This is a genomic window from Streptomyces sp. Sge12, assembly GCF_002080455.1.
GTDB lineage: Bacteria > Actinomycetota > Actinomycetes > Streptomycetales > Streptomycetaceae > Streptomyces.
The window spans coordinates 2,368,048-2,379,793 of record NZ_CP020555.1 but is presented as its reverse complement, the minus strand read 5'-3'; the positions used below and the strand labels follow the sequence as shown (position 1 = coordinate 2,379,793).

Sequence of the window (11,746 nt, the reverse complement as noted above, 5' to 3'; positions counted from 1 at the left end):
GGCGGCGCGGCCCGGCCGGCTCCGCCGAGCCTTCGACCCCTTGCCCCACCCAACCCCGGGACCATCCATGACTGACAAGACCGCGGGCGGCGACGTCCGCCTCTCCGGGATCAGCAAGCACTACGGCACCTTCACCGCCGTGCACCCGCTGGATCTCACCATCCCCCAGGGCTCCTTCTTCGCGCTGCTCGGCGCCTCCGGCTGCGGGAAGACCACCACCCTGCGCATGATCGCCGGCCTGGAGGAGCCCTCCACCGGCACGGTCCACCTCGGCGACCGGGAGGTCACCGACCTGCAGCCGTACAAGCGCCCGGTCAACACGGTCTTCCAGAGCTACGCACTCTTCCCGCACCTGAGCATCTTCGAGAACGTCGCCTTCGGACTGCGCCGGCGCGGCATAAAGTCGGTCAAGAAGCAGGTGGACGACATGCTGGAGCTGGTCCAGCTCGGCCAGTTCGCCCAGCGCAAGCCGCACCAGCTCTCCGGCGGCCAGCAGCAGCGCGTCGCCGTCGCCCGCGCCCTGATCAACCACCCGCAGGTACTGCTCCTCGACGAGCCGCTCGGCGCCCTCGACCTCAAGCTGCGCCGCCAGATGCAGCTGGAGCTCAAGCGGATCCAGACCGAGGTCGGCATCACCTTCGTGCACGTCACGCACGACCAGGAGGAGGCCATGACGATGGCCGACACGGTCGCCGTGATGAACGGCGGCCGCGTCGAGCAGCTGGGCGCCCCCGCCGAGCTGTACGAGAACCCCGGCACCACCTTCGTCGCCAACTTCCTCGGCACCTCGAACCTCATCGAGGCCACCGTGGAGACCGCCGGCACCGGCGCCGCGGCCGGCTCCGGATCCGAGATCGTCGTGTCCGCCTCCGGCGCCACCCTCCGGCTGCCCGCCGCCCGCTGCGCGACCACCCCCCGTACGGGCGGAAAGCTCCTGGTCGGGGTGCGCCCCGAGAAGATCTCCCTGGTCCACGAGGACGAGGAGCACACCATCGCGACCGGCCGCAACAAGATCACCGGGCGGATCGCCGACTCCTCCTTCATCGGCGTCTCCACGCAGTACGTCATCGACAGCCAGGTCTGTCCGGAGCTGGAGGTGTACGCCCAGAACATCGAGCGGGACAGCCGCCTGGTGCCGGGCGCCGAGGTGATCCTGCACTGGAACCCGGAGCACACCTTCGGCCTCGACGCGGCCCAGTCCATGCTTGCAGGGACGATGGGCGACGCGGGCATCGAGACGGTGGAGGAAAGCGCATGACGACCACCGCGGCGCCGCCCCAGGCGCCCGCCGCCACCGAACCCCCGGTGCACAAGCCGTCCCTGCGCAAGCGGCTGATCCCGTACTGGCTGCTGCTACCCGGCATCCTGTGGCTGCTGGTGTTCTTCGTGCTGCCGATGGTCTACCAGGCCTCGACCTCGGTGCAGACCGGTTCCCTCGAAGAGGGCTTCAAGGTCACCTGGCACTTCGGGACCTACTGGGACGCCTTCACCGAGTACTACCCGCAGTTCCTGCGCTCCCTGCTCTACGCGGGCACCGCGACCGCGCTGTGCCTGCTGCTCGGCTACCCGCTGGCCTACCTGATCGCCTTCAAGGCGGGCCGCTGGCGCAACCTGCTCCTCGTGCTGGTGATCGCCCCGTTCTTCACCAGCTTCCTGATCCGCACGCTGGCCTGGAAGACGATCCTGGCCGACGGCGGGCCGGTGGTCGGCGTCCTCAACAGCATCGGCTTCCTCGACGTCACCAGCTGGCTCGGGATGACCGAGGGGGACCGGGTGCTGGCCACGCCGCTCGCGGTGGTGTGCGGTCTGACGTACAACTTCCTCCCTTTCATGATCCTGCCGCTGTACTCCTCGCTGGAGCGCATCGACACCCGCCTCCACGAGGCGGCCGGGGACCTGTACGCCCGCCCCGCCACGGTCTTCCGGAAGGTGACCTTCCCGCTCTCGATGCCGGGCGTGGTCTCCGGGACCCTGCTCACCTTCATCCCGGCGAGCGGCGACTACGTGAACGCCGAACTGCTCGGGTCCACGGACACCCGGATGATCGGCAACGTCATCCAGTCGCAGTACCTGCGGATCCTCGACTACCCGACGGCGGCCGCGCTGTCCTTCATTCTCATGGCGATCGTGCTGATCATGGTCACCATCTACATCCGCCGAGCGGGGACGGAGGACCTGGTCTGATGCGCAATCCCGTCACCTGGCTGCGGCGCAACCTGGTCGTCATCGCGGGCCTCGGCACGCTCGCGTACATGATCCTGCCGAACGTCGTCGTCACCGTCTTCTCCTTCAACAACCCCACCGGGCGGTTCAACTACGCCTGGCAGGAGTTCTCCCTCGACGCCTGGAAGGACCCCTGCGGGGTCGCCGACATGTGCGGCTCGCTCTCCCTCTCGCTCCAGATCGCCCTCTGGTCCACCCTGGTCGCGACCGCGCTGGGCACCGCGATCGCCTTCGCGCTCGTGCGCTACCGCTTCCGGGCCCGCGGCGCGGTCAACTCGCTGATCTTCCTGCCCATGGCCATGCCCGAGATCGTGATGGCGGCCTCGCTGCTCGCGCTCTTCCTGAACATGGGCATCCAGCTGGGCTTCTGGACGATCCTGATCGCGCACATCATGTTCTGCCTCAGCTTCGTCGTCGCCGCCGTCAAGGCGCGCGTCCTGTCCATGGACCCGCGGCTGGAGGAAGCCGCCCGCGACCTCTACGCCGGACCGGTGCAGACCTTCGTACGGGTCACGCTGCCGATCGCGGCACCCGGTATCGCGGCGGGTGCGCTGCTCTCCTTCGCGCTCTCCTTCGACGACTTCATCATCACCAACTTCAACTCGGGCAACACCGTCACCTTCCCCATGTTCGTGTGGGGATCGGCCCAGCGCGGTACGCCCGTGCAGATCAACGTCATCGGTACGGCGATGTTCGTCATCGCGGTGCTGGTGGTCCTCGCCGGCCAGATGGTCGGCAACCGCCGCAAGAAGGCACAACCGAAGTAATTCGGAAGCACGTCATCAGTTCCGTAGGGAGTTGGAAGCCATGGCCCCAGTCGCCATGCGTAGTGTTGCGAAATCCCTTTCCGAAGCGAAGCCGGTCTCGTACTGGCTGGACGACCCCGGCAAGCCCGCGCCCGAGCCGGCGCTGACCTCCGACGAGCGGTGCGACCTGCTGGTCGTCGGCGGCGGCTACAGCGGCCTGTGGACCGCACTGATCGCCAAGGAGCGCGATCCCGAACGGGACGTCGTACTGATCGAGAGCAAGGAGGCGGGCTGGGCCGCCTCCGGCCGCAACGGCGGTTTCTGCGCCGCTTCCCTCACCCACGGCCTCAGCAACGGACTGGCCCGCTGGCCCGGCGAGCTGGCCAAGCTGGAGGAACTGGGCGCCCGCAACCTCGACGCCATCGAGGAGGCCGTCGCCCGCTACGGCATCGACTGCGACTTCGAGCGGACCGGCGAGATCGACGTCGCCACCGAACCGCACCAGGTCGAGGAACTGCGCGAACTGCACGAGGAGGCGCTGCGCCTGGGCCTCGCCGACGGCTCCGAATGGCTGGACGGCGAGGCGGTGCGCGCCGAGGTCGACTCGCCGACCTTCCTCGCGGGCCTCTGGGACCGCGACGGAGTCGCCATGCTCAATCCGGCGAAGCTGGCCTGGGGCCTCAAGCGGGCCTGCCTGGAGCTCGGGGTGCGGATCTACGAGAACACCCGCGCCCTCAAGCTGGCCGCGGCCGGTTCCGGAATGACCGTGACCACCCCCTACGGCACGATCCTCGCCCGCCGGGTCGCCCTGGGCACCAACATCTTCCCCTCGCTGGTCCGCCGGGTCCGCCCGTTCACCGTCCCGGTCTACGACTACGCGCTGATGAGCGAGCCGCTCGACGAGGCCCAGCTCGCCGCCATCGGCTGGAAGAGGCGGCAGGGGCTCGGCGACAGCGCCAACCAGTTCCACTACTTCCGCATCACCCGCGACCACCGGATCCTGTGGGGCGGCTACGACGCGATCTACCCCTACCGGGGCAAGCTCGACTCCGAGTACGACCACCGCCCCGAGACCTACCTCAAGCTCGCGGAGCACTTCTTCACCGCCTTCCCGCAGCTGGAGGGGCTGAAGTTCAGTCACGCCTGGGGCGGCGCGATCGACACCTGCTCGCGCTTCTCCGCCTTCTTCGGCACCGCGTACACGGGGAAGGTGGCCTACGCGGCCGGCTACACCGGTCTCGGCGTGGGGGCCACCCGGTTCGGCGCGGACGTGATGCTGGACCTGCTGGACGGGATCTCCACCGAGCGCACGCAGTTGGAGATGGTGAAGTCCAAGCCGATGCCGTTCCCGCCCGAGCCCTTCGCGTGGACCGGGATCGCGCTCACCAAGTGGTCGCTGGCCCGCGCGGACGCCCGCGGCGGACACCGGAACCTGTGGCTCAAGACGCTGGACCGCTTCGGCCTCGGGTTCGACAGCTAGTCCGCCCCCCGTCGCGGGCTGTCGGCCGTGCGCCGCGCGCGCCCGGCGCGGACCACCCGCCACCGTGTGACCCGATTCACTACCATGGAGTAACGAAACCCGCGTCATACCCCCGCCCGGCCCCGCTCTCTCCAGGTGAGAACCCCTCACCTACAGGGAACGGAGGCCGGGCGATGACGATCCCGGGGGCCAAGACGGCAGTGGACTGGCTGGTATCGGTGGCGCCGGATCCGGGGGCCTGCCGGTGGGAGTGGGAGCGCAACCCCCTCGGGGTCGCCCTGCTGCCCGCCGGCCGGCGCTGGGACGTGCTGATCCTGCCCGGGGAGCTGGGGCGGCCCACCCTCGACGTACTGCGCCTGATCGGCCGGCCCGGCCCGGTGCTCGCCGACTTCGGTGACTCCCGGCTGGGCTTCTTCGTGCCCGCGGGCACGGCCTCGCGGTGGCTCGGCACGGGCGTACGGGGTGCCGGGCGCGGGACCTGGATCGTGGTCCCGTACCCGGGCCGGGCGACCGGCGGAGTGCGCTGGCTGGTGCTCCCGGACGGCGAGGGGACGCTCACCGACCCGGCCGTGCTGGAGCTCGCGATGCACGAGGCGGCCGCATGTGTGCTGACGCATGGAGGCCGGAAGTCTTGACAAGGGTATTGGTCTGGACCATCTTGGGCGCCGCTGACCCCCTCCATCCCCCCATGTACCGGAGGCAGTTGTGCGCAGAGCCCTCCCCTTCCTCACGGCCGCCGCCCTCGCGGTGGCCGGCTTCCTCGCCGCGGGCCCGCCCGCCGCGGCGGCCGACGCCGACCTCGTGCGCAACGGCGGCTTCGAGGCCGGACTCGACGGCTGGAGCTGCTCGGGCGGCAGCGGAGCCATCGTCACCACGCCCGTCCACGGCGGAGGTTCCGCCCTGCGGGCCACCCCGGCCGGCCAGGACAACGCCCGCTGCTCCCAGACCGTCACCGTCAAGCCCGACTCGGCGTACACGCTCACCGCCTGGGTGCAGGGTGCCTACGTCTACCTCGGCGCGAGCGGCACTGGCACCACCGACGTATCGACCTGGACGCAGACACCGGGCGCCTGGAAGCAGCTGGCGACCACCTTCCGCACCGGCCCGTCCACGACCTCGGTGACGGTCTACACCCACGGCTGGTACGGCCAGCCCGCCCACGTCACCGACGACCTCAGCCTGATCGGCCCGGACCCAGGCGGTCCCGGACAGCCCCGGCCCCCGGCCGCCCCCACTGGCCTGGCCGCCTCCGCCACCTCCCCGACCTCCGTCGCGCTGACCTGGTCGGCGGTCCCGGACGCCACCTCGTACACCGTCCACCGCGACGGCGCCGCGCCCGTGAGCGTCACCTCCGCCTCGGCGGCCGTGACCGGCCTCACCGCGGCCACCACCTACACCTTCCGGGTCAGCGCGGTGAACGCCGCGGGCGCGTCCCCGCAGAGCGCGCCCGTCTCCGCGACCACGCCCGGCGGTGGCGGTGGCGGGGGCGGCGGCGGCCTGCCCGCGCACGCACTCGTCGGCTACCTGCACGCGAGCTTCGCCAACGGCTCCGGCTACGTCCGGATGGCAGACGTCCCCGCCTCCTGGGACGTCATCAACCTCGCCTTCGGTGAACCCACTTCGGTGACCTCGGGCGACATCCGCTTCCGGCTCTGCCCGGTCGCGGAATGCCCGAACGTCGAATCCCCGGCGGAGTTCAAGGCGGCCATCAAGGCCAAGCAGGCGGCCGGCAAGAAGGTGCTGATCTCGATCGGCGGCCAGAACGGCCAGGTCCAGCTCGCGAGCACGGCCGCCCGGGACACCTTCGTCTCCTCCGTCAGCAGCATCATCGACGAGTACGGTCTCGACGGCCTGGACATCGACTTCGAGGGCCACTCGCTGTCCCTGGCCACCGGGGACACCGACTTCCGCGCTCCCACCACACCGGTCGTGGTCAATCTGATCGCGGCCGTGAAGACCCTGAAGGCCCGGTACGGCCCGGACTTCGTGCTGACCATGGCCCCGGAGACCTTCTTCGTACAGCTGGGCCACCAGTACTACGGCTCCGGCCCCTGGGGCGGACAGGACCCGCGCGCCGGCGCGTACCTCCCGGTGATCCACGCCCTGCGCGACGACCTCACGCTGCTCCACGTCCAGGACTACAACTCGGGCTCGATCATGGGCCTCGACAACCAGTACCACTCCATGGGCGGCGCCGACTTCCACATCGCCATGACCGACATGCTGCTCACCGGCTTCCCGGTCGCCGGGAACACCGCCCGGGTCTTCCCGGCCCTGCGCCCGGACCAGGTCGCCATCGGCCTGCCGGCCACGACCAACGCGGGCAACGGGCACACCTCGCCCGCGGAGGTGAACAAGGCGCTGAACTGCCTGACGAAGAAGACCGACTGCGGGACCTACCAGACCCACGGCACCTGGCCGGGGCTGCGCGGCCTGATGACCTGGTCGATCAACTGGGACCGCTTCGGCGGCTGGGAGTTCAGCCGGAACTTCGACGCCTACTTCGGCGGCTGACCCGGCTGGACCGGGTCGGCGCCGCGGATCCGGCCGACCCGGTCCGCCCACGCCACGCCGAGCAGCAGGGGAGTGCAGAGCAGCAGGCTGGCCAGCACGTCCAGCGGCCAGTGCCACCCCCGCAGGATCAGCCCGACGGCCGTCGCCCCCGTGAGCACCAGGGCGACGGCCGTCGGCCATGCCCGGCGGGTGTACGGGCGCACGAGCAGGGCCGCGCCGAGATAGGCGACGGCCGCGGTGGCCGTGTGGCCCGAGGGGAAGTAGCCGGCGGCCCAGGGCTCCAGCGGTCCGGGCCGGCCGGTCCACTCCTTGAAGGGGATGACCAGGGCCGGCACCAGGGCCATGGCCAGGCCCGCCGCCCCGGCGGCGAGCAGCCGCCCGCGCCGGGCGGCGTAGGCCATGGCCAGCACGAGAACGGGTACGGCGACCGGGATGTTGCCGAGGTCGGAGAGGCGCTCGGTGACCGAGTCCGGGAGCGCGCGCACCAGGGCGCGGCTCAGCGCGTGGTCCGGGGCCAGCAGCGGGCCGTGGACCAGCACCTGCCACGTGACCAGGGAGAAGAGGATGCCGCAGACCGCGGCGATCAGAAGAGGAGTGGCCGGCCGTCCCGGAACAGGGGGGATGGTTCCGGGACGGCCGCCCGGATCGGGTTGCCGGGCGCCCCGGGGGGTTTGGGGCGAACGGCTGTCCGATCGGTGAGGAGTGTGCGCGAACGCATGCCCAGTACGGTGCTGGGGAAGCCCAGTACTGGTGTCGCCCCCGGTTTCCCTGGAGCGGGGTGTCTCACTCATCTGCAGAAACCGTACGGCAGCGAAAGGGGGACCGACAGCAGGATCGCGCTCCCGCCATCGGCCCCCCACAGCTTCTTCACAGCGTCCGCCCGTTACCGCCGGTATGAGCCGGTCGCGGCGTGCGCACGTTCTAGCCGTTCGATCAGATGGCCGTGCCGATGGCCGCGAACGCGGCCTCGATGAGGTCCATGCCCTCGTTCAGCAGGTCCTCGCCGATGACGATCGGCGGCAGGAAGCGGAGCACGTTGCCGTAGGTGCCACAGGTGAGGACGAGCAGGCCCTCGGCGTGGCAGGCCTTGGCGAGCGCGCCGGCCGCCTCCGGGAACGGGGTCTTGGACACCGGGTCCTTGACCAGCTCGATCGCGATCATGGCGCCGCGGCCGCGGATGTCGCCGATGATGTCGTACTTCTCCTGCATGGCCGTCAGGCGGGCCTTCATGATGGACTCGATCTTCTTCGCCGCGGCGTTGAGGTCGAGCTCCTTCATGGTCTCGATGGAGCCGAGCGCACCGGCGCAGGCCACCGGGTTACCGCCGTAGGTGCCACCCAGGCCACCCGCGTGCGCGGCGTCCATGATCTCGGCGCGGCCGGTCACGGCGGCGAGCGGCAGACCGCCCGCGATGCCCTTGGCGGTGGTGATCAGGTCCGGGACGATGCCCTCGTCCTCGCACGCGAACCACTGGCCGGTGCGGCAGAAGCCGGACTGGATCTCGTCGGCGACGAAGACGATGCCGTTGTCGTTGGCGAACTTCACGATCGCCGGCAGGAAGCCCTTGGCCGGCTCGATGAAGCCGCCCTCGCCGAGGACCGGCTCGATGATGATCGCGGCGACGTTGTCGGCGCCGATCTGCTTGGTGATCTCGTCGATCGCCTGGGCGGCGGCCTCGGGACCGCAGTTCTCGGCACCCGTGGGCCAGCGGTAGCCGTAGGCGACCGGGACGCGGTAGACCTCGGGGGCGAACGGACCGAAGCCCTGCTTGTACGGCATGTTCTTCGCGGTCAGCGCCATGGTGAGGTTCGTACGGCCGTGGTAGCCGTGGTCGAAGACGACGACGGCCTGGCGCTTGGTGTACGAACGGGCGATCTTGACGGCGTTCTCGACGGCCTCGGCGCCGGAGTTGAACAGGGCCGACTTCTTGGCGTGGGTGCCCGGGGTCAGCTCGGCGAGGGCCTCGCAGACCTCTACATAGCCCTCGTACGGGGTGACCATGAAACAGGTGTGGGTGAAGTCGGCGAGCTGCGCGGAGGCGCGGCGCACGACGGCCTCGGCGGACGCGCCGACCGAGGTCACGGCGATGCCGGAGCCGAAGTCGATCAGGCGGTTGCCGTCGACGTCCTCGATGATGCCGCCGCCCGCGCGGGCCGTGAAGACGGGCAGCACGGAGCCCACGCCACCGGCCACGGTCTGGAGGCGGCGGGCCTGCAGCTCCTGCGACTTGGGGCCGGGGATCGCGGTGACGATCTTGCGCTCCTGCGGAACAGCGGTCATAGGGGGCTCCTGGGGGGTGTTTTCGGACGCACTTGTCTCTTTGTCCGCAGGCTAGGCCCGGGAGCGGGGGTCCTGCATGCTCCGTTCGGTAGTGATCACCGCGTGTCCTTGTCCGCGACGGCCATAGGAAGGACCCGAGCGGGCGTCCTGCGGACGGCACGTCGAATCGGAGCGCGGGTACGGGCCCACGGCCGACGCCGGGCAACTACATTGAGCGACGCAGCGCACGCACGGGCAGGGGGCAGGGGTTTCATGGACACCGACGGCACGCACGACGGACGGGCAACCCGCTCGGACCGCGTCCCGAGACCGGCCGGCCCGCCGCCCCCGGGCCTGCCCCCGAAGCCGTCGCACGCCCCGACCGCCGGCCCGACGCTGGGGGACTGGCTGCGCTTCCCCCGCTCCTCGGACGGGCCGGGCGTATGGACGTACGGGCACGTGCCGCGCGCCGCCGAAGAACCCGAGGAGACCCCCACCCGCCAGCTGATCAGCGGCGCCCTGATCTCCCTTCTGGCGGGGCTCCTGCTGTGGTCGCTGCTGTGGAACGGCTACCTCGGCGGCTTCTGGCTCTGGCCCCTCTATATGTTCACGCCGGACTCCTGGGCCGGAACGCTCCCTTCCGTCGTGGCCTCGTACGTCTGGTACGCAGTGGTCGCCATCGTCCTGATCATTGGCTTCGGACGCCTGGGCCGCTGGCCCGAACTGGGCCGCCGGCTGCTCAGCAGCCGGCCCCTGCGGGTGGTGCAGCCCGTGCACACCGCCAACCCCGCCGGTCCCGAGGCGGGTGGGGAGGGCGATCCTGTGCGGTGGCCGGAGTTGCGGGGGGTTGGGCTTGCCGAGGTGGCCGAGAGGCTGGAGGTGGAGGCCGGGGGCGGGCGGATGAACGACGTGGACTACGCCCGGATCCGGCGGGCGTGGGATTCCGTGCGCGTCGACCCGTCCCGCATGCGCGCCTTCGCCGATGCCGTGCGCGCCCAGGGCGCCGGCGCCTGCGCGCACCCGTCCGGGGCGCGGGACCTGCCCGTGCGGGCCGCCCGGCACGATCTGCTGGCCCGGCAGGTGCTGCTCGGCACCGTCGAGGACGGCCCGCGCAATCCGTACTCCCGCCGCGGCACCGCCCTCGCCCTCGACCCCGACGTGCTCGGCACCTCCCTGCTCGCCGTCGGGCCCTCCGGCACCGGCAAGACCCGGCAGCTGGTGCGGCCCGTCGTCGAGTCCCTCTCGCTCCAGGCACTCGCCGGCCAGGCCGCCGTCGTCGCCGTCGGGGCGGCCGGCGCCCAGCTCGGGCCGGACGCCGCCTTCGACGTGGTGGTCCGGGTCGGCGACACCGCCTCCGTCTACGACCTCGACCTCTACGGCGGCGCCACCGACCCCGACGAGGCCGCCACCCTGCTCGCCGAGGCCTTCGTCGGGGACGTCCCCGGCATCGACGTACGCCGCGCCGCGACCGCCCTCGCCCAGCTCCTCGGGCCGTTCCGGGCGGCCCACGAGCGTTTCCCGGCCGTGCCCGAGCTGCGCGAGCTGCTCGACGGGATCCCCACCGCCCTCGACGCCCTGCGCCGCGACCTCGCCGGGCAGCACGCGATGCTGCGCGAGCTCGACGCCCGGGCCCGCCAGCACGGCGCCCCCGCGGACCCCGGCCCCGCCCTCGCCGACCGGGTGGCGCTGCTGGACCGGCCCGCCTTCGCCGGTTTCTTCGACACCACCGGCCAGGGCCGGCCGTTCTCGCTGCGCGCCCTGGAGCACCCGATCCGCGTCCGCGTCGACCTGCCCGAGCGCGGGCACGCCGACGCCTCCCGGATGCTGGCCCGGCTGCTGCTCGCCCAGTTCAACGCCGCCGCGGCCGCCCGCACCGACCGTTCCCTGTTCGCCTTCCTCGCCCTCGACGACGCCTCGCACACCCTGACCGCCGGAACCGTGCGCGGCGTGCAGCGGCTGCGCTCGGCGCACGCGGGCGTCCTGCTCACGCTGCGCACACTGGACGACGTACCCGAGGAGCTGCGCACGCCGCTGCTCGGGGCGGTCGGCTGTCGGATGGCCTTCTCCGGGGTCACCACCTGGGACGGCAAGCGGTTCGCCGAGGCCTGGGGCACCGAATGGGTGGAGACGCGGGACGTCACCCACCGCACGGTCTTCGCCGACCAGCCGCTGACCCGGCTGATGCATTCCTTCCGCAAGCTCGTCACCGGCAAGGCGGTCACCACGGACGCGGTGACCGTGCGGCAGGTGGAGCGGGAGCGGTGGTCCGCCTCGGACCTCGCGCACGCGGTGCCGCCGGGCCACGCGGTGCTGTCGCTGACCTCGGTGCGCGGGGAGCGGGCGGCGCCGCTGCTGGTCCGCCTGGCCGGAACGTCCTGACCCGCACCCCGACCCGTACGGGGTGGCAGAATCGAGGGGAGTCGTTCGTACGACACGGCGAAAACCCCCGGCGGTCTCCCGGCCCCTCCTCCATATCTGCCGCCCCTGCCGCCCCTGCCGGTCCCCGCTCCGCCGCCCCCTCCCG

9 protein-coding genes are annotated in these 11,746 nt (G+C 71.5%); 7 read left to right on the top strand and 2 right to left on the bottom strand.

Annotated elements, in window-relative coordinates; all coding sequences use genetic code 11:
* The first annotated feature begins 67 nt into the window (after positions 1 to 67).
* From B6R96_RS10190 to B6R96_RS10165, 6 genes are all read left to right on the top strand, one after another.
* Positions 68 to 1,258, top strand: coding sequence for an ABC transporter ATP-binding protein (locus B6R96_RS10190; protein ID WP_081522304.1), 1,191 nt, complete (start codon positions 68 to 70; stop codon positions 1,256 to 1,258).
* The gene (locus B6R96_RS10185) at positions 1,255 to 2,184 is read left to right on the top strand and encodes an ABC transporter permease (RefSeq protein WP_081522303.1); all 930 of its coding nucleotides are present in this window, start codon (positions 1,255 to 1,257) and stop codon (positions 2,182 to 2,184) included. The genes B6R96_RS10190 and B6R96_RS10185 overlap by 4 nt, the downstream gene beginning before the upstream one ends.
* Positions 2,184 to 2,990 carry an ABC transporter permease gene (locus tag B6R96_RS10180; RefSeq protein ID WP_081522302.1) on the top strand — a complete coding sequence of 269 codons (807 nt, stop codon included), beginning with the start codon at positions 2,184 to 2,186 and terminating at the stop codon, positions 2,988 to 2,990. The genes B6R96_RS10185 and B6R96_RS10180 overlap by 1 nt, the downstream gene beginning before the upstream one ends.
* A gap of 40 nt (positions 2,991 to 3,030) precedes the next feature.
* Positions 3,031 to 4,449: an NAD(P)/FAD-dependent oxidoreductase gene (locus B6R96_RS10175; protein ID WP_081522301.1), complete on the top strand. Its 1,419-nt coding sequence runs from the start codon at positions 3,031 to 3,033 to the stop codon at positions 4,447 to 4,449.
* Positions 4,450 to 4,622: 173 nt separating this feature from the next.
* The gene (locus B6R96_RS10170) at positions 4,623 to 5,084 is read left to right on the top strand and encodes a hypothetical protein (protein WP_053701965.1); all 462 of its coding nucleotides are present in this window, start codon (positions 4,623 to 4,625) and stop codon (positions 5,082 to 5,084) included.
* Between the two features lie 112 nt (positions 5,085 to 5,196).
* Complete coding sequence (locus B6R96_RS10165) at positions 5,197 to 6,963, top strand: chitinase (RefSeq protein ID WP_335755568.1); 1,767 nt, start codon at positions 5,197 to 5,199, stop codon at positions 6,961 to 6,963.
* Here B6R96_RS10165 and B6R96_RS10160 read toward each other — a convergent pair.
* Positions 6,948 to 7,502, bottom strand: a complete 555-nt coding sequence (locus tag B6R96_RS10160; RefSeq protein ID WP_335755526.1) for a phosphatase PAP2 family protein — start codon at positions 7,500 to 7,502, stop codon at positions 6,948 to 6,950. The genes B6R96_RS10165 and B6R96_RS10160 overlap by 16 nt on opposite strands.
* Before the next feature lie 394 nt (positions 7,503 to 7,896).
* Positions 7,897 to 9,243, bottom strand: a complete 1,347-nt coding sequence (gene gabT / locus B6R96_RS10155) for a 4-aminobutyrate--2-oxoglutarate transaminase (RefSeq protein ID WP_081522299.1) — start codon at positions 9,241 to 9,243, stop codon at positions 7,897 to 7,899.
* Positions 9,244 to 9,495: 252 nt separating this feature from the next.
* On the opposite strand from gabT, the gene B6R96_RS10150 reads away from it, so the two are divergent.
* Positions 9,496 to 11,601 (top strand): ATP-binding protein, encoded by a 2,106-nt coding sequence (locus tag B6R96_RS10150; RefSeq protein WP_081522298.1) that lies wholly within the window; start codon positions 9,496 to 9,498, stop codon positions 11,599 to 11,601.
* Positions 11,602 to 11,746: the final 145 nt, after the last annotated feature.

Excerpts from the sequence above, each read along its gene's own strand:
- B6R96_RS10190 (WP_081522304.1), top strand. The coding sequence starts at position 68 with ATGACTGACAAGACCGCGGGCGGCGACGTCCGCCTCTCCGGGATCAGC.
- B6R96_RS10185 (WP_081522303.1), top strand. The coding sequence starts at position 1,255 with ATGACGACCACCGCGGCGCCGCCCCAGGCGCCCGCCGCCACCGAACCC.
- B6R96_RS10180 (WP_081522302.1), top strand. The coding sequence starts at position 2,184 with ATGCGCAATCCCGTCACCTGGCTGCGGCGCAACCTGGTCGTCATCGCG.
- B6R96_RS10175 (WP_081522301.1), top strand. The coding sequence starts at position 3,031 with ATGGCCCCAGTCGCCATGCGTAGTGTTGCGAAATCCCTTTCCGAAGCG.
- B6R96_RS10170 (WP_053701965.1), top strand. The coding sequence starts at position 4,623 with ATGACGATCCCGGGGGCCAAGACGGCAGTGGACTGGCTGGTATCGGTG.
- gabT (WP_081522299.1), bottom strand. The coding sequence starts at position 9,243 with ATGACCGCTGTTCCGCAGGAGCGCAAGATCGTCACCGCGATCCCCGGC.
- B6R96_RS10150 (WP_081522298.1), top strand. The coding sequence starts at position 9,496 with ATGGACACCGACGGCACGCACGACGGACGGGCAACCCGCTCGGACCGC.